At 59.1% G+C, this 24,111-nt stretch carries 23 protein-coding genes; 14 read left to right on the top strand and 9 right to left on the bottom strand.

Going from position 1 to position 24,111, the window contains the following annotated elements; all coding sequences use genetic code 11:
• The first annotated feature begins 18 nt into the window (after positions 1 to 18).
• The 7 genes from ABJO75_RS04955 to ABJO75_RS04925 all read left to right on the top strand — a co-directional run bounded on the left by ABJO75_RS04955 (position 19) and on the right by ABJO75_RS04925 (position 7,986).
• Positions 19 to 471 (top strand): GAF domain-containing protein, encoded by a 453-nt coding sequence (locus tag ABJO75_RS04955; RefSeq protein ID WP_348131893.1) that lies wholly within the window; start codon positions 19 to 21, stop codon positions 469 to 471.
• Positions 472 to 564: 93 nt separating this feature from the next.
• Complete coding sequence (locus ABJO75_RS04950) at positions 565 to 1,137, top strand: XRE family transcriptional regulator (RefSeq protein ID WP_348131891.1); 573 nt, start codon at positions 565 to 567, stop codon at positions 1,135 to 1,137.
• A 4-nt stretch (positions 1,138 to 1,141) separates the two neighbouring features.
• The gene (locus tag ABJO75_RS04945) at positions 1,142 to 1,765 is read left to right on the top strand and encodes a LysE family transporter (RefSeq protein ID WP_348131888.1); all 624 of its coding nucleotides are present in this window, start codon (positions 1,142 to 1,144) and stop codon (positions 1,763 to 1,765) included.
• Between the two features lie 2 nt (positions 1,766 to 1,767).
• Positions 1,768 to 2,148, top strand: a complete 381-nt coding sequence (locus tag ABJO75_RS04940; RefSeq protein ID WP_348131886.1) for a GFA family protein — start codon at positions 1,768 to 1,770, stop codon at positions 2,146 to 2,148.
• An 11-nt stretch (positions 2,149 to 2,159) separates the two neighbouring features.
• A complete protein-coding gene (locus ABJO75_RS04935) occupies positions 2,160 to 4,607 on the top strand; it encodes an FAD-dependent oxidoreductase (RefSeq protein WP_348131883.1) in 2,448 nt (815 codons plus the stop codon).
• A complete protein-coding gene (locus ABJO75_RS04930) occupies positions 4,604 to 5,500 on the top strand; it encodes a homocysteine S-methyltransferase family protein (RefSeq protein WP_348131881.1) in 897 nt (298 codons plus the stop codon). Before ABJO75_RS04935 ends, ABJO75_RS04930 begins: the two co-directional genes overlap by 4 nt.
• A gap of 47 nt (positions 5,501 to 5,547) precedes the next feature.
• Positions 5,548 to 7,986: an FAD-dependent oxidoreductase gene (locus tag ABJO75_RS04925; RefSeq protein ID WP_348131878.1), complete on the top strand. Its 2,439-nt coding sequence runs from the start codon at positions 5,548 to 5,550 to the stop codon at positions 7,984 to 7,986.
• Positions 7,987 to 8,070: 84 nt separating this feature from the next.
• Here ABJO75_RS04925 and ABJO75_RS04920 read toward each other — a convergent pair whose 3' ends face one another.
• A complete protein-coding gene (locus ABJO75_RS04920; protein ID WP_348131875.1) occupies positions 8,071 to 8,481 on the bottom strand; it encodes a nuclear transport factor 2 family protein in 411 nt (136 codons plus the stop codon).
• Between the two features lie 110 nt (positions 8,482 to 8,591).
• Between ABJO75_RS04920 and ABJO75_RS04915 the strand changes: the two genes are divergently transcribed.
• Positions 8,592 to 9,245, top strand: coding sequence for an RluA family pseudouridine synthase (locus ABJO75_RS04915; protein ID WP_348131872.1), 654 nt, complete (start codon positions 8,592 to 8,594; stop codon positions 9,243 to 9,245).
• Between the two features lie 6 nt (positions 9,246 to 9,251).
• On the opposite strand, the gene ABJO75_RS04910 is transcribed toward ABJO75_RS04915, so the two are convergent.
• On the bottom strand, positions 9,252 to 10,091 hold the full coding sequence (locus ABJO75_RS04910; RefSeq protein ID WP_348131869.1) for an alpha-1,2-fucosyltransferase: 840 nt from the start codon (positions 10,089 to 10,091) through the stop codon (positions 9,252 to 9,254).
• 118 nt (positions 10,092 to 10,209) lie between these two features.
• Here ABJO75_RS04910 and ABJO75_RS04905 point away from each other — a divergent pair, with 118 nt between their 5' ends.
• Positions 10,210 to 11,049, top strand: a complete 840-nt coding sequence (locus tag ABJO75_RS04905) for an alpha/beta fold hydrolase (protein ID WP_348131866.1) — start codon at positions 10,210 to 10,212, stop codon at positions 11,047 to 11,049.
• Positions 11,050 to 11,093: 44 nt separating this feature from the next.
• On the opposite strand, the gene ABJO75_RS04900 is transcribed toward ABJO75_RS04905, so the two are convergent.
• Complete coding sequence (locus ABJO75_RS04900) at positions 11,094 to 12,533, bottom strand: aldehyde dehydrogenase family protein (protein WP_348131863.1); 1,440 nt, start codon at positions 12,531 to 12,533, stop codon at positions 11,094 to 11,096.
• Positions 12,534 to 12,700: 167 nt separating this feature from the next.
• On the opposite strand from ABJO75_RS04900, the gene ABJO75_RS04895 reads away from it, so the two are divergent.
• Positions 12,701 to 13,354 carry a peroxiredoxin gene (locus ABJO75_RS04895; RefSeq protein ID WP_348131860.1) on the top strand — a complete coding sequence of 218 codons (654 nt, stop codon included), beginning with the start codon at positions 12,701 to 12,703 and terminating at the stop codon, positions 13,352 to 13,354.
• On the opposite strand, the gene ABJO75_RS04890 is transcribed toward ABJO75_RS04895, so the two are convergent.
• The 4 genes from ABJO75_RS04890 to sseA form a co-directional block, all read right to left on the bottom strand.
• Positions 13,351 to 14,067: a glycosyltransferase family 25 protein gene (locus ABJO75_RS04890; RefSeq protein ID WP_348131857.1), complete on the bottom strand. Its 717-nt coding sequence runs from the start codon at positions 14,065 to 14,067 to the stop codon at positions 13,351 to 13,353. The two genes, ABJO75_RS04895 and ABJO75_RS04890, sit on opposite strands and share 4 nt — an antisense overlap.
• A 129-nt stretch (positions 14,068 to 14,196) precedes the next feature.
• Positions 14,197 to 16,329, bottom strand: a complete 2,133-nt coding sequence (pnp, locus tag ABJO75_RS04885; RefSeq protein ID WP_348131854.1) for a polyribonucleotide nucleotidyltransferase — start codon at positions 16,327 to 16,329, stop codon at positions 14,197 to 14,199.
• 219 nt (positions 16,330 to 16,548) lie between these two features.
• Positions 16,549 to 17,733, bottom strand: a complete 1,185-nt coding sequence (locus ABJO75_RS04880; RefSeq protein WP_348131938.1) for an amino acid aminotransferase — start codon at positions 17,731 to 17,733, stop codon at positions 16,549 to 16,551.
• A complete protein-coding gene (gene sseA / locus ABJO75_RS04875; RefSeq protein WP_348131852.1) occupies positions 17,733 to 18,587 on the bottom strand; it encodes a 3-mercaptopyruvate sulfurtransferase in 855 nt (284 codons plus the stop codon). The genes ABJO75_RS04880 and sseA overlap by 1 nt, the downstream gene beginning before the upstream one ends.
• 167 nt (positions 18,588 to 18,754) lie before the next feature.
• Here sseA and ABJO75_RS04870 point away from each other — a divergent pair, with 167 nt between their 5' ends.
• Positions 18,755 to 19,330: a hypothetical protein gene (locus ABJO75_RS04870; RefSeq protein WP_348131849.1), complete on the top strand. Its 576-nt coding sequence runs from the start codon at positions 18,755 to 18,757 to the stop codon at positions 19,328 to 19,330.
• A gap of 21 nt (positions 19,331 to 19,351) precedes the next feature.
• The gene (locus ABJO75_RS04865; protein WP_348131846.1) at positions 19,352 to 19,693 is read left to right on the top strand and encodes a hypothetical protein; all 342 of its coding nucleotides are present in this window, start codon (positions 19,352 to 19,354) and stop codon (positions 19,691 to 19,693) included.
• 12 nt (positions 19,694 to 19,705) lie between these two features.
• Here ABJO75_RS04865 and smpB read toward each other — a convergent pair whose 3' ends face one another.
• Positions 19,706 to 20,182, bottom strand: coding sequence for an SsrA-binding protein SmpB (gene smpB, locus ABJO75_RS04860; protein WP_348131843.1), 477 nt, complete (start codon positions 20,180 to 20,182; stop codon positions 19,706 to 19,708).
• 174 nt (positions 20,183 to 20,356) lie between these two features.
• Between smpB and ABJO75_RS04855 the strand changes: the two genes are divergently transcribed.
• A complete protein-coding gene (locus tag ABJO75_RS04855; RefSeq protein ID WP_348131840.1) occupies positions 20,357 to 21,469 on the top strand; it encodes a lytic murein transglycosylase in 1,113 nt (370 codons plus the stop codon).
• A gap of 30 nt (positions 21,470 to 21,499) precedes the next feature.
• Here ABJO75_RS04855 and ABJO75_RS04850 read toward each other — a convergent pair whose 3' ends face one another.
• Positions 21,500 to 22,318, bottom strand: a complete 819-nt coding sequence (locus ABJO75_RS04850; protein ID WP_348131838.1) for a sulfotransferase family protein — start codon at positions 22,316 to 22,318, stop codon at positions 21,500 to 21,502.
• Between the two features lie 143 nt (positions 22,319 to 22,461).
• On the opposite strand from ABJO75_RS04850, the gene ABJO75_RS04845 reads away from it, so the two are divergent.
• The gene (locus ABJO75_RS04845; protein WP_348131835.1) at positions 22,462 to 24,039 is read left to right on the top strand and encodes a DUF5928 domain-containing protein; all 1,578 of its coding nucleotides are present in this window, start codon (positions 22,462 to 22,464) and stop codon (positions 24,037 to 24,039) included.
• Positions 24,040 to 24,111: the final 72 nt, after the last annotated feature.

Genomic DNA, 24,111 nt, shown 5'->3' with positions numbered 1-24,111 from the left:
GTGGGATATCGAACGGCCATGTCACTGGATTACAAGACGCTTGCACAGACAATCGATGCGCTGACAAGCGGTGAAACCGACGAAGTTGCGCTGATGGCAACCGTCGCCTGCGAGGTACATCATGCGGATGACCGCTTTGATTGGACCGGCTTTTACCGTGTTGTCGCCCCCGAGCTTCTCAAGATCGGTCCCTATCAGGGCGGACATGGATGCCTTGTGATTCCTTTTTCCCGCGGTGTCTGCGGCGCAGCAGCGCGCAGCGGGGAGGTGCAACTGGTGGCGGACGTCGAGGCCTTTGAAGGACATATCGCCTGCGCAACATCAACCCGGTCGGAACTGGTGATTCCCGTAAAGGATCGCGATGGCAGGCTGATCGGCGTCTTTGATATCGACAGCGATCAACCGGATGCCTTTTCGCACAAGGATGCCTCCGAGATGAGCGCGATCCTGGCTTCGGTGTTTGGCCGGTAGTCGGTCAAATAACCACTGACGTGAAATTTGCATTGCTTTTTTCACCGACTCAGCGCAGCGTGAAAAAGAAGATGATTTTTTCACGGCGAGCCGATGCTGCATTCCGACACGACAGGTTCACAGACATTGGGCGCCGACCTGCGGGCGCTGCGCAAGTCGCGTGGGATAACGCTGGCCGATCTGGCCGAGACACTGGGGCGTTCGGTGGGCTGGCTGTCGCAGGTTGAGCGAGACCTGTCAGAGCCGTCGGTCACCGATCTGCGCCACATAGCAGCGCGTTTGGGCGTGCCGGTGTCGATGCTGTTCGGACATGCGCCTGCGCCTGCCGATGAATCCGGCTATGTCGTGCGTGCCGGTGCCCGTCGGACCATCGGATCGGGTGCGGCGGGGTTGGTCGAGGAATTGCTGTCGCCCGACCTGACGGATGATTTCGAGATGGTGCATTCCACGTTTGAACCACATTCGCGGATCGGCGAAGTCGTGACCCGCGCCACACAGGAAGTCGGGTACCTCGTGTCCGGCAAGCTGGACCTCGTGATTTCCGGGCGGCGTTTTACCGTCAACCCGGGCGACAGTTTCCGCATCCGGGGCGAGGCGTTTGAATGGATCAACCCCTATGACGAACCGGCGGTCGCGATCTGGGTGATCGCCCCACCGGTCTATTGACGCCATGAGCTTCGAGGCCTGGACCATATTCGCGCTGTTCTGGGTGGTCTTCGTGACCACGCCCGGCCCCAATGCGGTGAATTGCATCACCAACGGGATGAACCTGCCGTTCCCAAAGGCGATGATTGGTGTTCTGGCGATTCTGACCCAGGCCAGCCTGTTTCTGATCCTGTCCGCACTTGGCGTCACCGCATTGATCGCCGCATCCCCTACCGGGTTCTTCGTTGCAAAACTGGTCGGCGCCGGGTTCCTGATCTGGCTGGGCATCCGCGGCTGGATTCGCGCCACGATACCGGTACAGGCCGAAGAGCGCCCGGCGCGGCACATCTATCTGCACGCACTGGCGATCGCAGTCATCAACCCCAAGAGCGTCGCGGGCTATCTCGCGGCGTTTTCCCAGTTTGTTCAACCGGATGTGCCGATCATGCAGCAAATGCTGGTCATCATGCCGACCGCCCTGATCATCACAGCGCTCAGCTATACCGGGTTTACGACCTTGGGCGCTGTCCTTGGCCGCGCGGCACTGGGGGCGGTGTTCAATGTCTGGGTGCGGCGGGTCATGGCGATCTGTTTCATCATCTACGGTGTTTTGCTGGGAACCAGCGCGGCACCCCAAGCGCGAGGATAGCCATGCATACCGGGTCCTGTAACTGCGGCGAAGTTGTGTTCGAGATCGATGGTCAACTCGCACCCCCTTCGGTCTGTCATTGCGGGCAGTGTCGCAAGCAGTCGGGTCATTGCTGGTCGTCAACCGGGATCAACAAAACACAATTGCGGCTCACCTCCGAGGAGACGCTGCGCTGGTACAACGCCAGCGAGACTGCCAAGCGCGGGTTCTGCGGAACCTGCGGCGCATTCCTGTTTTGGGCCCATAATGACGAAGACCAGATATCCGTAGCGATGGGCGCGCTTGATGCACCCACCGGCGTGCAGCTTTCAAGGCACATCTTTGTCGCCGACAAAGGCGATTATTACGACATTTCAGATGGTTTGCCCCAGCGGGGACAATAGGGAGAGACACAATGGCTGATTTTCCGACAACGGCCCGCGTGGTCATTATCGGCGGTGGTGCGGTGGGGGCCTCGTCGCTTTATCACCTCGCCAAGGCGGGCTGGACCGATTGCGTTCTGCTGGAAAAGAACGAATTGACGGCAGGCAGCACCTGGCACGCAGCCGGGAACGTTCCGACGTTCTCGACAAGCTGGGCGATCATGAACATGCAGCGCTATTCGACCGAGCTGTATCGCGGTCTGGGCGAGGCCGTTGATTATCCGATGAACTATCACGTCACAGGCTCGATCCGGCTGGCACACAGCAAGGAGCGGATGCAGGAATTCGAGCGGGCAAAAGGCATGGGACGCTATCAGGGCATGGACATCGTGATGATGTCACCCAAAGAGGCGCAGGACATCTATCCTTTCCTTGAACTGCATGATCTGCACGGCACCCTTTATGATCCGAATGATGGCGACATTGATCCCAGCCAGCTGACACAGGCGCTGGCCAAAGGCGCGCGTGATATGGGCGCGCGGATCGAACGGTTCTGCCCGGCAACGGGTGTCAGCCGTGAAAACGACGAGTGGATTGTGCACACCGACAAGGGCAATATTCGCTGCGAATACGTGGTCAATGCCGCTGGATATTATGCGCAACGGGTCGGGGAATGGTTCAAGCCCTATGGCGGGCGCACTGTGCCGATGATGGTGATGAGCCATCAATACATGCTGACTGACGAGATCCCCGAGATCGAAGCCTTTACCAAGGAGCATGGCAAGCTGCCGCTGCTGCGTGACGTCGACAGCTCTTATTATCTACGGCAGGAAAAGACCGGGCTGAACCTTGGCCCTTACGAACGCAACTGCAAGGCACATTGGATCACGCCTGATGATCCGATGCCGCAGGACTTCAGCTTTCAGCTCTATCCCGACGATCTTGAGCGGCTGGAATGGTATATCGAGGATGCCATGGCGCGGGTGCCGCTGTTGGGGCAGGCCGGGATCAACAAGGTGATCAACGGGCCAATCCCTTATGCGCCGGACGGGTTGCCGTTGATCGGGCCGATGCCGGGCGTCCCCAACGCGTTCGAGGCTTGTGTCTTTACCTTTGGCATCGCGCAATCGGGTGGTGCGGGCAAAGTGCTGGCCGAATGGATCACCGAAGGGCAGACCGAGTGGGATATGTGGGCCGTCGATCCGCGCCGCTATACCGACTACACCGATCCGGATTACTGTATCGCCAAGGGGATGGAGACCTATGGCCACGAATACGGGATGCATTTCCCGTGGAAGGCCTGGGACGCTGGACGCGACAAGAAACAATCGGCACTGCACAGCCGGTTGCAGGACGCCGGCGCGGTGTTTGGAGCCTATAACGGCTGGGAACGGGCCAACTGGTTCGCACAGCCCGGCGATGACACCTCGATCGAGACTACCGAAACCTGGGGGCGCGCCGGTCCGTGGGAGCCGCGCATCCGCGAAGAGGTCGAGGCCGTGCGCGACCACTGTGGAATGTTGCCGATCACCGGGTTTTCGCGGATCAAGGTCGAAGGACCGGGCGCGCGCGACTATGTCGACAGCCTGACTGCCAGCCGTTTGCCCTCACCGGGGCGGGTATCGTTGGCCTATTTCCCCGACAATCGCGGGCTTTGCCTGACCGAAATGTCGGTGATGGTGCATTCCGAGGACGAGGTTGGCCTGATCACCGCTGCCGTGGCGCAATGGCACGACGCCGAGATCCTGTCGCGCAATGCGCCGCAGGGCATCTCCGTCACCGACCACACGCACGAGGTCGAATGCCTTTTGGTCACCGGCCCCAAGGCACGCGATATCCTCGCCCCGCTTACACAAGGGCACGATCTGTCCGCCGGTTGGCTGCGTGCGAGCTTTGAGGGAACGGTCGCGGGGCAGGAGGCTGCACTGTTGCGGGTGAGCTTTGCAGGCGAGTTGGGTTGGGAAATCCACGCCGCACCCGAGGCGATGCCTGCAATCTGGGATGCGTTACTGGAGGTGGGGGTGAAACCCTTTGGCATGTGGGCGCTGAATTCGATGCGGGTCGAAAAAGGATACAAGGCGTGGAAGGGCGACCTGTCGACCGATTACTCGCTGCTGGAACTGGGACTGGACCGGTTCGTCAAGCTGGACAAGCCGCAGGATTTTCCCGGCAAGGCAGCGTTGCAGGCAGAAAAACAGCAAGGCAGCGCCAAGAGCTTTGTGACCTTGTTGGTCGACGCAGGCGATGCTGACGCACCTTATATGTCAACGCTGTGGCATGACGGGCAGGTGGTGGGCGAAACCACATCCGGTGCCTGGGGTTACCGGATCAACGGGTCCGTGGCGCTTGGCTTGCTGCGCACTGATCTTGCCGAACCGGGGACCCAGATCGAGGTCGAGATCTATGGTGAGCGCCGTACTGCGGTGGTGCAACCGGGTCAACCTTTGTGGGATCCACAAAACGAACGGATGCGCGGATGAGCGATATAACCCTTCTGGACGGCTCCATCGGACAGGAACTCGTGAAACGCAGCGGTGATCGGGCGACGCCGCTGTGGTCGACGCGCGTGATGATCGACCGGCCCGATCTGGTAGCCAAGGTGCATCTGGATTACTTCAACGCCGGTGCGACGGTTGCCACAACCAATACGTATGCCGTTCATCGCAGCCGTCTGGTGCGGGTTGGGCTGGAGGACGAGGTTCTGTCATTACTTGCGGTGGCTGTCGATCAGGCCAAACAAGCACGAGATGCCCATGGCCGCGGGCGGATTGCCGGTGCACTCGGGCCGTTGCTGGCGACTTATCGACCTGATCTGAAACCTGACCCCGACGAGGCGGAACAGAAGTTTGGCGAGCTCGTCGCGGCGATGGCCCCGCATGTCGATCTGTTTCTGATTGAAACCGTGTCATCAATTCTGGAAGCCGAAGGCGTACTGCGCGCGACACTACATGGCGGCAAACCGGTCTGGCTGGCCCTGACCGTTAATGATTACGACGGCACCCATCTCAGATCCGGAGAGCCATTGAGCGATATTGTGCCGCTGTTGGATCGCTTTGATCCCGAGGCGGTCCTACTGAACTGCTCCCGCCCTGAAGCGATTACGCAAGGCATGGACATCCTCGCAGGGTTCGGCCGCATGTGTGGGGGCTATGCCAATGGCTTTACGCGCATATCTGATGGCTTTCTCAAGGATGCTCCAACCGTTGATGCCCTCGAACAGAGGGTTGATCTCGGGCCATCGGTCTATGCGGATCACGCGATGCGCTGGGTCGAGCACGGAGCCACAATCGTCGGGGGCTGTTGCGAAGTGGGACCCGAACATATTGCAGAACTGGCCCGCCGCCTGCGTGCGGCTGGACACAGGATTGTCTGATCCTGCGTTGCCGGGAACGTCTATTACCTCATTTGGGAATCGAGAAAATGACCAACCTTCCTGACAAGGCACGTGTCGTCATCATCGGCGGCGGTGTCATCGGCTGTTCGGTGGCCTATCATCTGGCAAAGCTGGGCTGGACAGATGTTGTGTTGCTGGAGCGCAAACAGTTGACCAGCGGTACAACCTGGCACGCCGCCGGGTTGATCGCACAATTGCGGGCAACCGCCAACATGACGCGGTTGGCCAAGTACAGTCAGGAACTCTATGGCGATCTCGAGGCTGAAACCGGCGTCGCAACTGGGTTCAAGCGGGTCGGATCAATCACCGTTGCACTGACCCAAGAGCGACGCGAGGAACTCTATCGTTCTGCCGCGATGGCGCGGGCCTTTGGCGTGGATATCGAAGAGATCAGCCCGGTAGAGGTGGGCGAACGCTATCCACATCTGTACCTCGAAGATGTGGTCGCGGGCGTCTATCTCGACAAGGACGGTCAGGGCGATCCTGGCAACATCGCGCTGGCATTGGCCAAGGGCGCACGTCAGCGCGGCGCGGTCGTCGCGGAACATACCCGCGTGACAGGTGTGCGGCGCGACGGGCGACGGATCACTGGTGTGGACTTCGACGGCGCATCGGGTGCCGGGCACATTGCCTGCGATAACGTGGTGAATTGTGCGGGCATGTGGGGACATGACGTGGGCAAGATTCTGGGCACCAACGTGCCGCTGCAAGCCTGCGAGCATTTCTATATTGTGTCCGAACCAGTTGCCGGGCTCACGCAGCTACCGGTGCTGCGGGTGCCGGATGAATGTGCCTATTACAAGGAAGACGCGGGCAAGATGATGCTGGGCGCGTTCGAGCCTGTGTCAAAACCGTGGGGGCCGATCCCCGATAGCTTTGAGTTCGACCAGCTGCCCGAGGATTTCGATCATTTTGAACCGATCCTCGAAATGGCTGTAAACCGGATGCCGATGCTTGGTTCCGCCGGGATTCATACGTTTTTTAATGGCCCCGAGAGCTTTACCCCCGATGACGCCTATCATCTTGGGCAGGCGCCCGAGATGGATAACGTCTGGGTCGCGGCTGGCTTTAACTCGGTTGGTATCCAGTCTGCGGGCGGCGCGGGAATGGCGCTGGCGCAGTGGATGGACGATGGTGAGAAACCCTTTGATCTGGGCGATGTAGACATCTCTCGGATGCAGCCCTTTCAAGGCAACAAGCGGTACCTGATGGAGCGTTCAACCGAAACGCTTGGACTGTTGTACGCCGATCACTTCCCCTTCCGGCAAAAGGCCACAGCGCGTGGTGTTCGCCGCTCGCCTTTTCACGCGCATCTGGCCGAGCGTGGCGCGGTGTTTGGCGAAATGGCCGGGTGGGAGCGGGCCAACTGGTTCGCACAGGCCGATCAACAGGCGGAGTATCAATACAGCTGGAAGCGGCAGAACTTTTTTGACAACGTCGCCGCCGAAGTGAACGCCGTGCGCACCAATGTTGGCATGTACGACATGTCGTCCTTTGGCAAAATACGGGTCGAAGGGCGCGATGCCGAGGCGTTTCTGAACCATGTCTGCGGTGCCGACATGTCGGTGGCGACGGGCCGGATCGTCTATACCCAGTTTCTGAACGCACGCGGCGGGATCGAGGCGGATGTGACGGTGACCCGCCTTTCGGAAACGGCCTATCTGGTGGTGACGCCCGCCGCGACAAGGCTGGCGGACGAGACATGGCTGCGGCGCAATCTGGGCGATCGGGCCGTGGTGATCACCGACGTGACAGCTGGCGAAGGTGTTCTGGCAGTGATGGGGCCAAACGCACGCAAGCTGATGCAAGCGGTATCACCCAACGATATGGGCAATGACTCGCAACCGTTTGGCGCCGCACGCGATATCGAGCTGGGCATGGGGCTGGCCCGTGCGCACCGGGTGTCCTACGTGGGCGAACTTGGCTGGGAGCTGTATGTCAGCGCAGACATGGCGGCGCATGCGTTTGAAACGCTGTATACGGCGGGTCAATCGATGGGTTTGACGCTGTGCGGCATGCATATGATGGACAGTGCGCGCATCGAAAAGGCGTTTCGCCATTTTGGTCATGACATCACCTGCGAAGATCACGTTCTTGAGGCTGGGTTAGGGTTTGCGGTCAAGACTGCCAAGCCCGCCTTCATCGGTCGTGATGCCGTTTTGGCGAAAAAGGACGAGGGGTTGAACCGGCGCATGGTGCAGTTTCGGCTGCGAGATGCGGAGCCGCTGCTCTATCATAACGAGCCGATCCTGCGGGATGGTGAAATTGTTGGTTACCTGTCGTCAGGCGCCTATGGGCACCATCTGGGCGGTGCAATCGGGCTGGGCTATGTGCCGTGTCGTGGGGAAACGGCGGCAGAGGTATTGGCCTCGTCTTTTGAGATCGACGTGGCCGGGGTGCGTGTGGCGGCGGATGCGTCGCTCAAGCCGCTTTATGACCCCAAGTCAGAGCGGGTGCGGATGTAGCCGCCCGGAGTCTTTTATGGTCCGGCGTTCAGGGAACGTCGGACGGCCTCCGGCGGGGGTATTTTCAGCAAGAAAAAGCGCGCGTCAGGAAAGGGCCTTGCGGTACTCCAGAAAGCGCGGATCGGTCATGACGCGAGCGTTCATCGCCTCGCGCAGGGCACCGACGCTTTTGTGCGGGCGCATGACGACTTCAAAGGTCTGGATCAGCCCTTCGTCGTTCAGGGTGATCAGGTCAACGCCAACGGCGTCCAGATCGCCGATCTTGCACTGGAACTCCAGCGCCCAGTCACTGCCTGATCCCATAACCCGGCGATAGCTGAAATCGCTGAACACCTGGCCAACGTGCCCAAGGACGGCGGCGACCGGTTCACGTCCGGTCCATGTGGCGAAATAGGTTGGCGGCAGGAACTGCACGTCTTCGGCCAGCAGGCCCGCAATTTTGGTGTCGTCGCCCTTGGCGATCACGTCCTGCATTCTGGTGATGGTGGGGTGCATTGATCCGCTCCTTGGTCTTGCTTGCGGCAGACTTGCCCAGGGCGGGGAACAGTGCAAGCTGGACGTTGCGGGAGCTTGTCCTCGGCGCACGCTGACGCTAGGCAGACGCAATGGTCGTTTCCAGTGAATACACCCCGCCTGACACGCCTTTGGATGTGCTGCATGATGACGCCCAGTTGTTGGTGGTGAACAAGCCCGCCGGTCTGCTGAGCGTGCCTGGGAAAGGCGAACATCTGGCCGATTGCTTGCTGTCGCGTTTGCAGCTGGCGTTTCCCGATACCTTGCTGGTGCATCGGCTGGACAGAGATACATCGGGCGTCATGGTGTTTGCATTGACACCGCATGCGCAGCGACATTTGGGTTTGCAGTTTGAAAAACGGTATACCCGCAAGACGTATGTGGCGCGGCTGGACGGAGAGCTTGAGCCCAAAACAGGGACAGTTGATCTGCCACTTATCGTGGATTGGGAAAACCGGCCCCGGCAAAAAGTGTGTCACGAGACCGGGCGGTCGGCACAAACCGATTGGCGGGTGTTGCGGCATGAGGGCGGCACCACGCGAGTGCGGTTGATGCCCAAAACCGGGCGCAGCCACCAGTTACGCGTGCATATGCTGGCGCTTGGCCACCCGATACTGGGTGATCCGCTTTATGCCACCGGAGCGGCGGCGGATCATTCGCGCATGTATCTGCATTCCGAGGAATTGCGGCTCAAGCATCCGGATGGCGGTGCGTCGATGAAATTCCGTGCGCCCGCAGATTTCTAACAGGCGTCAGACTGCGATTTTCAGCCAGCGATCCGGCAGAATGTCAGGATTCACCAGCTTTGGATCGCCAAACCATTGCGCCGGGCCAGCGACCCGTTTGCCGGGATTGGCGTTCAACCACGCGCCCCACCATGAAAACGATGAATTGCCGATGATGTTGTGATCGCACAGGCTCATCAAACGCATGTCTTCGAAATCGGTGTCGGACCCGTTGATATCGACAACGACGCGAGTACAGGGCAGGGGCAGGTTATCCTTCACCCAGCCGGGATCGTCGGAAAAGACATAGACTGTAGGGGAGGCTTCCAACCCGTCAAGAATGCGGGTCAATGCCGCGTCGTAATAGGCCTGATCGCAGAGCGTGTGCGCCCCAAGTGAGAGATAGTCACCGCGCCGCACGTGCAGCGCAATCGCCAGCCCGCCGCCAATCTGGGCCGCCATTTCGGCATTCTCGGGCGAAGAAAACGACGGAAAGGCAAAGTCGCGGCGAATGTCCTCGGCAACATCGGCAAAATAGCGTTCCGATTGCCAGTATCCGTGCAGATAGCTGCCATCGGCAAAGTTCTCGAATGCGGGGTTAAAACCCAACCCGTTTTCCCTGCGAAAACGCGGGCTGGTCAGTCGCCACGCGGCGTAACGCAAGGGTGCTTCGGCCTTGAGAGGCGGCAGGATGTCTGGCGTGCTTACGGGAAGGTCAAACACGCGCGTCAACACGCCCTCACCCCTCGACTGGGCCAGGCGTGCATCCAGCGCAACCTCAGCGCCGAACCGTGCCGCCAGCCCGCGCGCGGCGGCGTATTGAAACATCTGGTTGCCGAGGCGGCCATGCAGGCGGGTGGTGATCATCCCCTTTGTCTAGGGCGAATTCGATGTCAGTGCCAGCGACTTTGCAGTGGGGAGTAGGCAGGCGCGGGTCGCTGTGTCAGGCTTGAGACGCAATGCGAATCCAACAGGGGAAAAGACCATGCAACGAGTTCTGATCACGGGTCTGGCGGCCTGTATGGCGGTTGCGGCCTATGCAGCCGAACAATGGATGACGATCCCACCGGCACCTGAAATGCCCGAAGCGGTCGAGAGCGGGACCGCAGATGTCAACGGGATCGGCATGTATTATGCCATCTACGGCGAGGACGCCGGTGTGCCGATCCTGATGATCCACGGTGGTTTGGCCCATGCCGATGTCTGGGCCGCCGAGGTGGCTGATTTGATGCGCGATCACAGGGTGATCGTGGCCGATACCCGTGGACATGGGCGGTCAACCAACGACGACAGCGCCTATTCCTATGATCTGCTGGGGCAGGACTATCTGGCGCTGCTGGACCATCTTGGTGTCGACAAGGTCCATCTTGTCGGTTGGTCGGATGGCGCGAACATCGGTTATGGTTTGTCGACCACGGCGCTGGATCGGCTGGCCAGCCACTTTGCACATGCGGGCAATGTCACGCTGGACGGGATCGATCCCGAGGTCGAGAACAACGCATTGTTTGGCGAGTATGTTGGCATGATGGCGCAGGACTATGCCAGCATGTCCCCGACACCGGACGGGTTTGATGCGTTTCTGGGTGGCGTGGTCGAGATGTGGGGGACGGAAAAGCCCGGCGGGGTCGAGGCTTTGAAATCCATCACCGTGCCGACCCTCGTGGTGCAGAGCGCCCATGACGAGGCGATCCTGATGCAGCATTCGCAGATGATCGCCGACACTATACCCGGCGCAGAACTTCTGGTTTTGGAAAATGTCAGCCACTTTGCCAATTTTCAGGCGCCGGATGACTATGTGGCCGCGATCCGGGACTTTATCGACTGATTTGCGTCGGCCCCGCGCAGCACGCGGGGCCGATACTTATTCGCTTATGCGGGTGTCCAACCACTCACGGCTTTGACTTCGAGGAAATCCTCGATCCCGAACATGCCGCCTTCGCGACCATTGCCGGATTGCTTCATGCCGCCAAAGGGCGACCCGGCGGCACGGGACGTGCCATTCATCTCGACCATGCCGGCGCGCAGGGCGCGGGCCATGCGATTGGCGCGGTCGCTGTCCTGTGTCTGGACATAATCGGTCAGACCATAGGGCGTGTCATTGGCGATCTCGATGGCCTCGTCTTCGCTGTCAAACGGGATCATCGACAGGACCGGACCAAAGATTTCCTCGCGTGCGATGGTCATCTGGTTGTTCACATCGGCAAAGACCGTGGGTTTGACGTAGTAACCCTTGTTGAACCCCTCGGGCCGACCGGTGCCACCTGCGACGAGGCGTGCGCCTTCCTCGATACCTTTCTGGATCAGGTCCTGGATCTTGTTCCACTGCAGCTCGTTCACGACGGGGCCGATATGACGACCCTCTTCGTGGGCATTGCCGACGCTGACTTTTTGCGCGACTTCGGCGGCGGTTTCGACTGCCTGATCATAGATGTCACGCTGCACCAGCATCCGGCTGGGCGCGTTGCAGGACTGACCGGTGTTGTTCATCATGTGCAGAACACCACGTTTCACCGCCTTTTCATCGGCATCGGCAAAGATCACGTTGGCGCCTTTGCCGCCCAGTTCCAGATGCACCTTTTTGAGCGTATCTGCTGCCGACTTGGAAATCGCCGTGCCTGCGCGGGTCGAGCCGGTAAAGCTGACCATGTCCACGTCCGGATGCGCCGAAAGCTGGCTGCCGACACCGACGCCGTCGCCATTCACGAGGTTGAACACGCCTGCCGGGAAGCCAGCCTCATCCATCATCTCGGCAAAAACCATTGCGTTCAGCGGGCTTTGTTCAGAGGGTTTCAGAACCATTGTGCAGCCTGCAATCGCTGCGGCGCCGACCTTGAGGGTGATCTGGTTCATTGGCCAGTTCCACGGTGTGATCAATGCGGCAACGCCAACGGCTTCATAGATGATCCGGTCGTTTGGTGCGTGATCGCCCAGCGGACGGTCAAATTCAAACGCCTTGGCTGCGGCGACGAAATTGCTCAGATGCCAGATGCCGGCGCCAACCTGCTGGCTGCGCGCCATGTCAATGGGCGCGCCCATCTCGCCGCTCATCGCCTGTGCCAGATCTTCGCCCCGGCTCTTGTAGATGCCGATCAGCTTCTCGACCAGCGCGATGCGTTCCGCCACCGGGGTCGCCATCCAGCCGGGCAGCGCCGCCTTGGCGGCTGCAACGGCGGCGTCGGTATCGGCCTGATCGCCGAGGGAAATCACCGCACAGGGATCTTCGGTCGATGGGTCGATGACCTCAAAGTCATTCGCCTTGGAGGGGGCGGCCCATTGTCCATTGATATAGAAATCACGTTTCTCGATCATTTTCAGCACTCCCAATTCTGCCAAAAGCCTGACCGGTTGGTCAGGGATTCGCGGCACTCTGTCATTGCTGTTGATCCGGGGCAAGGGAGGGGATGCAAGAGCGCGATGAAGGGACTAGGTTGGCCGTGACGTGAGTCGTCACAAGACACATGGAAAGGAAGAGCGACATGGGTTTGCGCATCAACGATACGGTTCCGAATTTCACGGCCGAGACAGATCAGGGTACCATTCAGTTTCATGACTGGATCGGCGACAGCTGGGCGATCCTGTTCTCGCACCCCAAAGATTTTACCCCGGTCTGCACCACGGAATTCGGTGCCGTGGCGCAGCTGGCCGATGAATGGGCCAAGCGCGGTACAAAGGTGATCGGAGTATCTGTCGACGGGGTCGAAGATCACAAGAAATGGAAGGGTGATATCGAGAAATTCGCAGGCACGTCTGCCGGGTTCCCGATCATCGCGGATGATGGTCTTGCGGTCAGCAAGGCGTTCGATATGCTGCCAGCCGAGGCCTATATGCCAGATGGCCGCACTCCCGCCGACAGCGCCACAGTGCGTGCGGTCTTTATCATCGGGCCGGACAAGCAACTGAAACTCAGCATGACCTATCCGATGAACGTTGGCCGCAATTTTGCTGAAGTGCTGCGCGCACTGGACGGGTTGCAGACCGCTGCGAAAGAAAATGTCGCGACCCCGGCCAACTGGACCCCCGGTGGCGATGTCGTGATCCCCGTGGCGGTCTCGGATGCAGATGCTACGGCGAAATACGGTGAGTTCACCACCCATTTCCCCTATCTGCGGACAGCCAAGCTGCCGGGCTAAGGTGTCTGTGGGCGCAGGGCAACCTGCGTCCGATAGAGTGCCCGCTTGAATTCGCGCGTCAGCTTGCCGCTGGCGCGCGTCTTCGTCTGGATGGTCGAGCCGCCAATCTGGCTAGCGATCTCGGCGTTTCCGGCTCCGAGGATCGTGTGCATGGGTTGGCGCGTGATCCAATGCATCTGAAGCAAGGTATCGACCGGGCGATCAATCTTGTCCGTTGCCGCCAGCAGGCGGGCCGCGGCATCGCGCCCGACCACCTGACAGATGCATTGCAATCCGATCACGCGCGGCAGGACGAACTGCATGTCATTGTCGCTCGCCAGCACATGCACGGGCTTTTCACGCTGTTTCACCGGCAGGCGGATGTACATCTCGGGGCTCGCGTGATCGCGGATCATGGCTAGAGCCCGGTCGAGCCGTACTGGATCAATCTGCAAATCGTCTTCGGTAATCAGGGCATAGTGCCAGCCTGCCTCGACGATCTTGCGCCAGCAGCGGCGATGGCTTTCGAACACGCCGATCTCTGCGGGACGCAGGGGAAAGGGATAGTGAGGCCGGTGCAGGTTGCCGGGCAATGGGGTAACATCCGGTGCGCGGTCCGGATCCCGCCCGTCAACCGCCTCGATCAGTTCGGCGTCGGGCAAATCATCCCGCAAACGTTCGGCATTTGGCCGCCGGGCGGTGCTGGAGGACATGTGAATGATGAGCGAGTGCATGTTTGCTGATTACAGTGGAAGCGAGTCCGTTGAAAGAGTGTGCGTTTCTGAGGGTCGCGCGTCTGTGCCATAAAAAAAGGCCCCGGACGTTCGGTCCGGGGCCTTTCTGAATTAGTTCTGACGCAGGTATCAGTCTGCGGCTTCTTCTTTCTTGATCTCTTCGCCGGTTTCCTGGTCGATCATTTTCATCGACAGGCGGACCTTGCCGCGATCATCAAACCCCAGCAGTTTGACTTTGACTTCCTGGCCTTCCTTGAGAACGTCCGAAGGATGGTTCAGGCGGCGGTTTTCGATCTGGCTGACATGCACGAGGCCGTCACGCTTGCCAAAGAAGTTCACGAATGCACCGAAATCGACGATCTTGACGACCTTGCCGGTATAGATCGCGCCTTCTTCGGGCTCGGCCACGATGGCGTGGATCATCTCGTAGGCTTTCTTGATCGACTCACCGTCTGGCGATGCAATCTTGATGATGCCGTCGTCGTTAATATCGACCTTGGCGCCCGACACTTCGACGATTTCGCGGATGACCTTGCCACCGGAACCGATGACTTCACGGATTTTGTCGGTCGGAACCTGCATGGTTTCGATACGCGGCGCGTGAACCGAGAATTCCGCAGTGCCGGACAGCGCCTTGTTCATCTCGCCCAGAATGTGCAGACGACCATCTTTGGCCTGCTCCAGCGCTTTCTCCATGATCTCGGCGGTGATGCCGGCAACCTTGATGTCCATCTGCAGGCTGGTGATACCGTTTTCGGTACCCGCAACCTTGAAGTCCATGTCGCCAAGGTGGTCTTCGTCACCCAGAATGTCCGACAGGATCGCATAGGAGCCATCGTCTTCCAGAATCAGGCCCATCGCCACACCGGCAACCGGCGCCTTGAGAGGCACACCGGCGTCCATCATCGACAGGGAGCCGCCGCAGACGGAGGCCATCGAGGACGAGCCGTTGGATTCAGTGATCTCGGAGACTACGCGGATGGTGTAAGGGAAATCGGTGCTTGCGGGCAGAACCGCCTGCAGCGCACGCCAGGCCAGCTTGCCGTGGCCGATTTCGCGGCGTCCGGTAAAGCCAAACCGACCCACTTCGCCAACCGAGTAGGGCGGGAAGTTGTAGTGCAGCAGAAAGTTGGATTTGAAGTTGCCATGCAGCGCGTCGATGAACTGTTCGTCGTCACCGGTGCCCAGCGTAGTTACAACCAGACCTTGGGTTTCACCGCGTGTAAACAGTGCCGAACCGTGGGTACGGGGCAACAGACCTGTTTCAGCAACGATATCGCGGATTTCGTTGGTCTGACGTCCGTCGATCCGCTTGCCGGTTTTGACCACGTCACCTCGCAGAATGCCGGCTTCCAGCTTTTTCATGGCTGAGCCGAGGTTGGGGTCTTCCTGCTGCTCTTCGGTCAGAGCGGCGAGGATGGTATCGCGTGCAGCGGCAACAGCGGCTGTGCGCTCTTGCTTGTCGGCGATCGCAAATGCTGCGCGCATTTCGGTTTCGCCTGCGGCTTTCACGGCCTCGTAGAGGTCCGAGTAATCAACCGGCTGGAAATCAAACGGCTCTTTTGCCGCTGCTTCTGCCAGTTCGATGATCAGGTCGATCACCGGTTGAATTTGCTCGTGTGCAAATTTCACCGCACCCAGCATTTCGGTTTCAGACAGTTCGTATGCTTCGGATTCGACCATCATCACGGCGTCTTTGGTGCCGGCGACAACCAGATCCAGACGCTGTTCGGGGTTCAGGCGCAGGTCCTGCATGTCGTCCACGGTTGGGTTGAGAACGTATTCGCCATCCTCAAAACCAACACGGCACGCACCAATCGGGCCCATAAACGGCGCACCGGAGAGTGTCAGCGCGGCGCTGGCGGCGATCATTGCAACCATGTCCGGGTCGTTGACCAGATCGTGCGACAGCACGGTACAGATCACCAGAACTTCGTTCTTGAAGCCGGGAACAAACAGCGGGCGGATCGGACGGTCGATCAGACGGCTTGTCAGCGTCTCTTTTTCGGTCGGCCGCGCCTCGCGCTTGAAAAAGCCGCCCGGGATTTTACCGGCGGCATAGTATTTTTCGTTGTAGTGGACCGTAAGCGGAAAGAAATCCTGCCCCGGTTTTTGCTTGCGGGCAAAGGTCACGTTGGCCATGACCGAGGTTTCGCCCAGTGTCGCGATGACCGAGCCATCTGCCTGACGGGCAACCTTGCCTGTTTCCAGAGTGAGGGTTTCTTCGCCCCACTCCATCGATTTCTTCGTAACGTTAAACATATATCGTTTCCTTAAGGGAGCACTCCCGGCCCTCCGGGTCTCCCGTTTGCATAGCGGCCCCATTGCCGCCGACCCCATCATTTATCGTTTCGAGCACCGGGGTCCGGGTGCAACGTCTCAGATTGCGTGGCCATACATCAGTTCGCGTCAGATGGAAAGGGGCCGCAAGACGGCCCCTGACGTAGTAACGCGAAGTGTTTCAGGGTTTCCCTCGGGGCCTCAGACCCCTGCGTCGATGATCGCCTTGGCCAGTACAGGAACGGTTTGCGCGTTCAGCCCGGCGATGTTCATCCGGCTGTCTCCGATCATATAGATACCGTGCTCGGCGCGCAGTTTTTCTACCTTTTCCGGCGTTGTACCAAGGCGCGAGAACATGCCGCGATGCTGCGCGAGAAAGGCAAACCGGTCAGAGCCGGACAGCCGCTGCAATTCATCCGCCAGCGACTTGCGCAGGTCCAGCATGGACAGGCGCACATCTTCCAGTTCTGCCGCCCATTCGCTGCGCAATGCGTCGTCTGTCAGGATCATCGTGACCAGCCGCGCCCCGTGGTCGGGCGGGAAGGAATAGTTCTGCCGGTTCAGAAACGCCAGCGTTCCCTGATTCAGCCCGTGTTGCGATGTGTCCTGGCTGATCGCCATCAGCAGGCCGGTGCGTTCGCGGTAAATGCCGAAGTTCTTGGAACAGCTCGCCGCGATCAGGCATTCGGGCACCTGTGACGCCACCATCCGCGTTGCGGCAGCGTCTTCTTCCAGACCATCGCCAAAGCCCTGATAGGCGATGTCGACCATCGGGATCAGGCCTTTTTCGTTCAAAAGGTCGATCACCGCCTGCCATTCAACCGCATTCAGGTTGGCACCCGTCGGGTTGTGACAGCAGCCATGCAGCAATACCACGTCACCTGCGCGCGCGGTGCCGAGATCTTCCAGCATGCCGCCAAAATCCACGGCGCGGGTCTCGTCGTCAAAATAGCGGTAGGCAACGGTTTCGATACCGAGGTACTTCAGGATCGAAAGGTGGTTAGGCCAGGTTGGATTGGAGACAAAAACCCGCGCATCGGGGTTTGCCATCTGGATCAGCTCGAACGCCTGCCGGCAGGCACCGGTTCCGCCCGGAGTTGCTGCTGCTGCCACGTTTTCACGCGCGACCGCATCCCCCAGAACCAGACCGATCATCGCGTCGGAGTAAGCCGGGTCGCCGGTCAAACCGGTATAGGCCTTGGTTGTCTGTTCTTTCCAGAGACGGTGTTCGGCGGCCTTGACCGCGCGCATCACCGGGGTGATGCCCTCGGCGTTCTTGTAGACGCCGACACCCAGATCGACCTTGTTGTCGCGCGGGTCTTCACGAAAGGCCTGCATCAAAGTGAGGATTTTGTCGGCGGGCTGGGCTTTGAGGTTTTCGAACATCATGCGTCTCCGGTTGCGACGGGCAGGGTGGGGAAGGCACCCCATTCAGACCAGGACCCGTCATAAAGCGAATGGTCAGCCTTGCCCATGCGTTCAAGTGCAAGGCTGAGAATGGCGGCGGTCACACCTGATCCGCAGGTGGTAATAGCGGGCTTGCTGAGATCAACGCCGGCAGCCTCAAAGACCTCGCGGCAGGCCTCGGGCGATTTCATCGTGCCATCATCGTTGAACAGGGTGTTGAACGGGACGTTTTGCGATCCGGGAATATGACCGCCGCGCAGCCCTTCACGTGGCTCGGGGTCTTGACCACGAAAGCGGCCTGCCGACCGTGCGTCGATAATGGCGTGATCGCCCAGCTTGCTGGCCTGGCTGACCTGTGTGACATCGCGCACGAGGCTGTTTTGCACACGCACCGTCATGTGTCGGTCGCGAACGACGGGTGGCAGATCTTCGATCGGGTGACCTTCGGCCCGCCATTTCGGCAACCCGCCATCCAGCACCGCGACATTGTTCTGTCCCATCAATCGGAACAGCCACCAGACACGCGCGGCAGAAACCAGCCCGGCGCCATCATAAACCACCACCTGATGTCCGTCACCCACACCCATGGCGCGCAAGCGCGACATGAACTTTTCCACGGGCGGCACCATATGGGGCAAATCCGAGCGGTGATCAGAGATATCATCAATGTCAAAGAACCGCGCACCGGGGATATGTCCGGCGTCATACTCGGCCTTGGCATCACGATTCACACCGGGCAGGTACCACGATCCATCAAGAACCCGCAGATCGGGGTCCTTGAGATGTGCCGCAAGCCAATCGGTGGAAACCAGTGTTCTCGGATCGTCCTGCATCTCAGCCAGCCCCCTTGTTTGTCCGCGTCATTGCTACGCGGCGGATGTCAGCGTTGCAAGACCGAGGGTGCAGTTCATCGCTTGTTCCCGGCGGCTTCTGGTGGCTTGGGACCATACAGACAATTCAGGGGAAATATGTTAGGATCTTCGGCATTGGAGAACGTATTATGTTTGAAAAATATAGCAATATCGGCGGAATTCTGGCCGCCATCTATCTGGTCGCAGGGTGTTCGGAACTGAGTCTGGTTCCCGCCTATGATCCCGAAATCGAATCCGGACTTAATGCCTATCACGTAGAAGTTCTGGATTTCATTTCCACGATGGAAACCAGCCGCGCGTCACTGAACGGATCTTACAAGGGCGAGAAGGTCAGCGCTTATTACGCTGCGTCCAACGCAGCACTTGGTAATCTCGTCATTCAGGCCGAAGCGAGCGAACCCAATGCTACCTGCGGTCAGACCCGATTTGCAGGGCTGGGCCTTGCGGGGCTCAGCCAGCGCACCGAGGAACTGGCTAATGATCTCGGAAACGCACTGGGCAGCGATCTGGTGCCTGATGGGGCTGAGATCGCACAGGGGAGTTGCACTGCCATCACGCTCAAGGTGCTGCAGGCCAATCATAAGTCGATGCAGGACTTGCACCGGATCGAAGGACGGCTGGTGCCGCCAACGTCGACGATCACCCGCGATCTCCTAAACGATTCGGTGCGGATCGCGCTGACCACGGAAAAGGCTAAGAAATAGGTATTTGTGAAAGGAATTGTGATGGTAAACTTGGAAGCACTGAATGCCGACGTTCTGGTCCCCAGAATGGTGTCGACCGCCACCGGGATCGCTGGCCCGCTCTGGGCCGACATCAAGACCACCGCTACGCACGAATTCAAGGTTCTGGCCAGCCGCATTCGCGAGATCGGCAGCGTGGTCAGGGACGGTGAACTCAGCAAGACGTCGGCGCGGATACTGCTGCGGATGGCGCGGCGCAACCTGATCGCCACGGTGGCGATGCTGACGGTGATGGTCGACGCGGCTGTTCAGAAGCTGGTGAACGGCGTCATGTCCGAACTGAAGAACCACATCAACTCGGCCATCGGCTTCAGCCTCGTCTGATCCCTTTTCGATCTAACGGTTGTCTTTCAGAAGACGTTGTTTTTGGCGCGACCAGTCGCGTTTGGCCTGCGTTTCCCGCTTGTCGTGGTTTTTCTTACCCTTGGCGATCCCGATCTTGAGCTTGGCGAGCCCGCGATGGTTGAAATACATCACGATGGGAACAAGAGTCATCCCCTTGCGCTGTGTCGCTGTCCACAGGTCGGCGAGCTCCTTGCGCGAGACCAAGAGCTTGCGCCGGCGCCGTTCTTCGTGGCGAAAGGTTTTCGCCTGTCCGTAGGGTGCGATATAGCTGTTCACCAGCCACAACTCGCCGTCCTCAACCGCCGCATAGCTTTCGGCGATGTTGCCGCCATTGGCGCGCAGGGATTTCACCTCCGACCCTTCAAGAAAGATGCCGCATTCCAGATCATCCTCGATGGCATAGTCAAACCGTGCCCGCCGGTTCTCGGCGATCACCTTGTAGTTGGGATCTGATTTTGTCTGTGCCATGACGCGCAGATGTAGGCGCTCGGCCCGGCCTGTGCAAGTCGGGCCGTGGTGGTCATTTTTCCGCCAAAGGCAAAGTGGGCTGTTTGCCTGCGCTGCGCGCTGCGCTATGGCTTGGAAAAACAAGCGCAGAGGGCAGGACAGATGCGGATCACGCGACGGACGATGACATTGAGTATGGCAGCAACCGCCCTGGTGGGGTGTTCCAGCGCCGGAACCGGACCAACGGCGGCAACTGTCACGCGAATGCAGACAGTGCCAAATGCCGGGTATAACGCCTGGGTTGCCGGGTTCAAACAGCGTGCGGCAGCCAAGGGGATCAGCCAGAGCACGATTGACCGCGCGTTTCGCGGGGCCGGCTATTTGCCGAGAGTGATCGAACTGGATCGCAACCAGCCCGAGTATAAACGCTCGCTCGAAGATTATCTTGCGATTGCGGCATCTGATGAGCGGGTTGCCGATGGCAAGACGATGGTTCGCAAATACAATTCCACGCTGTCGCAGATCGAAGCGCAGTATGGTGTGAGCAAGTACATCGTTACCGCGATCTGGGGGCTGGAAAGCCGGTATGGGACGCGGCGGGGCAATGTGGAGGTGATCTCGGCCCTGTCGACATTGGCCTATGACGGGCGACGCGGATCGTTTTTCGAGAGCCAGCTGATCGCGGCCCTCAAGATCTTGCAGAATGGCGACACCACGCCTGACAAGATGACCGGCAGTTGGGCTGGCGCAATGGGTCATACGCAGTTCATTCCGACCTCTTATCTTGCCTTTGCCGTCGACTTTACCGGCGATGGACGGCGCGACATCTGGGATGATGATCCTACCGATGCGCTTGCCTCGGCCGCAGCATACCTCGCCAAGAACGGTTGGGTCCGTGGACAGACATGGGGTGGCGAAGTTGGTTCGGCGGCGGCAGCATCGCAAACACCCGTCGCGGTGATCCAGCCGCAGGTGCCAGGCCCAAAATTTGCCGTGTTCAAGAACTTTTATGTACTCAAGCGTTACAACAATTCCGACAGCTATGCGCTTGGCGTGGGTTATCTGGCGGATCGTATAGCGGGTGGTGCGGCGCTCAAGGCGCAATTTGGCCCCGACGCGAATGGCCTGACGCTTGCGGACCGCAAGGAACTCCAGCGGCGACTAACCTCTGCCGGGTTTGATACGGACGGTGCCGATGGTGTGATCGGTGCGAAATCCGAGGCCGCGATCAGCGGCTATCAGCGCAGTGTCGGACTTCCTGTTACGGGCCAGCCTTCAATGGACTTGCTGAAACGTCTGGGCGGTTAACGCCATTGAAACGAGGTGCCGGCTGGCCGTTCAGGCGCCCAGCTTGGCATGCACCTCATCGAGATCGATCTCGCCCACCGGCATCTTGTTGCCCGGGTTTTCAAAGTCGTATTTGAACAGATTGAAATCGCGCTTGTAGATTTCATAGACCAGATGCATCGACAGATCGTCGAAATAGTCGGCGACCGCGTGCGCGCGTCTCGGACCGTGATTTTCGCTTTCGTTAAAGCGTGGGATCGCACCCAGATCAATGCTGTGCGGCGTCTGGACCGCGTCTAATACGCGCTGCATCCCTTCGTCGAACTGCTCGGTCCAGAAGATATTGTCGTAGGTGCCGCCGTTGACGATGAAGGTTGATATGTGACCTGACATCGCCGACCAGTGGATGTCCGGATCCATCGGGCGACGCCAGCGGATGGTGTCGCGGGCGAACAGAAGAAATCGGCGAAAGGACCGAACCTGATCGAATTCTTCCTTGCCGTCCTCACCCCCGAATTCGATGCCGTACCGGGCTGCCAGCATTGGCACTAGGTTGCCTCGATAGCGTTTGCCGTTGCGCTGGATGCCGCAGATTTTGTCAAAGAACGAACTCAGGATCCGCGTGTACGGGTTGCGTACGCTGGTGAATGCATAGGACTGATGGGATTGGACATTGCGCGAGATCGGGTCTTGGCTGTTGTCCAGCGCCCATTTGTGAATGCCGGATTTGGCGTCATGGATATCGCCGTCATAGTATTCGCCGTGGTCCGAGTAATACATGATCTGCCCAATGGTCGAGCAGGCACATTTGGGCACGACACGGTACACCATGCTCTCGGTTTCGGTCATCCATGTTCCGGGAAAACCCATGTGCTGCCTCCTCTGGTCCGTATGGTTTGATCGGAACACGGACATTTTCGCGCCAAGAAAGCAAAAAATGCAGGTTTATTCAATCCGTCTTCACCTTTAACAGTCTATGAACGGAACCAGTTCACGGACCTTGTGCAAGCGTAATGGCGAAAATCGCGTATATCCTGTTGTGCCACAAGGATCCTGACGCGATCATTGATCAGGCCAAACGCCTGACTGCTGCAGGCGACTGTATCTCAATCCATTTTGATGCCCGCTCGGGAGCCGATGATTTTGATCGGATTAAGTCCGCTCTGGCAGGTGATGATAACGTCACCTTTGCAGGCAAGCGGATCAAGTGTGGCTGGGGAGAATGGTCGCTGGTGCAGGCCACACTCCATGCCTTGCAGGCGGCTGAACAGGCGTTCCCGCGCGCGACGCATTTCTACATGCTGTCCGGGGACTGCATGGCGATCAAGACCGCGCAGTACATTCACCGGTTTCTGGATGACCGGGATGCCGATTATATTGAGAGCTTTGATTTCTTTCAGAGCAACTGGATCAAGACCGGGATGAAGGAAGACCGGCTGATCTACCGGCACTTCTTTAACGAGCGAAAGAACAAGACCCTGTTCTATGCCTCGGTCAACGTGCAACGACGGTTGCGCGTGCAACGCGAGATTCCCGACGATTTGCAGGTCCAGATCGGCAGCCAATGGTGGTGCCTCAGGCGGCGCACGGTCGAAGCGATCCTTGCGTTCATTCAGGACAGACCGGATGTGATGCGGTTTTTCCGGACGACATGGATTCCGGATGAGACGTTTTTTCAAACCCTTGTGCGGCATTTGGTGCCTGAGACCGAAATAGAGACGCGGACGCTGACGTTTCTGATGTTCTCCGACTATGGCATGCCTGTAACGTTCTACAATGATCAGTATGATCTGTTGCTGGGGCAGGATTTTCTGTTTGCCCGCAAGATCAGCCCCGAGGCGGTTGATCTCAAGGCCCGGTTGGGCGAACTCTATGCCGCGCGCGACGTGGAGTTCAAGATCAGCGACGAAGGGCGCAACCTGTTTGATTTTCTGACCCAAAGAGGGCGCGTCGGGCGGCGGTTTGGACAACGCGCCTGGGAGACGGGGAGCACGCTGGGCCGCGAGCGGGAACTGATGATCGTCGTCTGCAAAAAATGGCATGTGGCCAAGCGCTTGCTGGAACGCATCCGGCAGGTCACCAACCTGCCGGCAGTCGAGTATCTTTTCAACGAAGAGAACACGCCGCTGCCCGATCTGGGCGGGATTCAGAGTAGCCTTGCCAAACGGACGCGGCATCGCCGCACGCTGACACGATTGCTATTCGAGCAATTCGAGACCGACAGGTTGATCGTGTGCATGGATCCGTCGAGCTTTGATTTGATGCAGGACTTTTTCGACGATCGGTCAAAAACGCGGTTGCTTGAGGTTTCCTGTGCCTTTTCGGATGAATATCTGATCGGCCACGCAAGACGGGTTGGATTGTTGGGGCATCTGACAAACGAGGCCTCTCTGGAGCATCTGCTGCCGACGATCCGCAATGATATCGAATACGAAAGCGACCGTATCCGTGACGCCGCATTTGCGACTTATACGCAGATGTCAGAACAGTTCGCGATGGACGAGAATGCGACGGCGTTACAGCATTTTCTGTCGATCCCGCGTGAAAGAGCCGTTGAGATCGTCAACATGGACCATCTGTTCTCCGATTAGGAAGATAGCGGCAACCAGAGGGGGCGCTGCCCCCGCCGCCCTGTGGGCGACTCCCCCGGAGTATTTAGGCAA

This window comes from Sedimentitalea sp. (assembly GCF_039973035.1).
Lineage (GTDB): Bacteria > Pseudomonadota > Alphaproteobacteria > Rhodobacterales > Rhodobacteraceae > Sedimentitalea.
The sequence above is the reverse complement of the archived record's forward strand: the minus strand, read 5'-3'. Positions and strand labels throughout refer to the sequence as shown.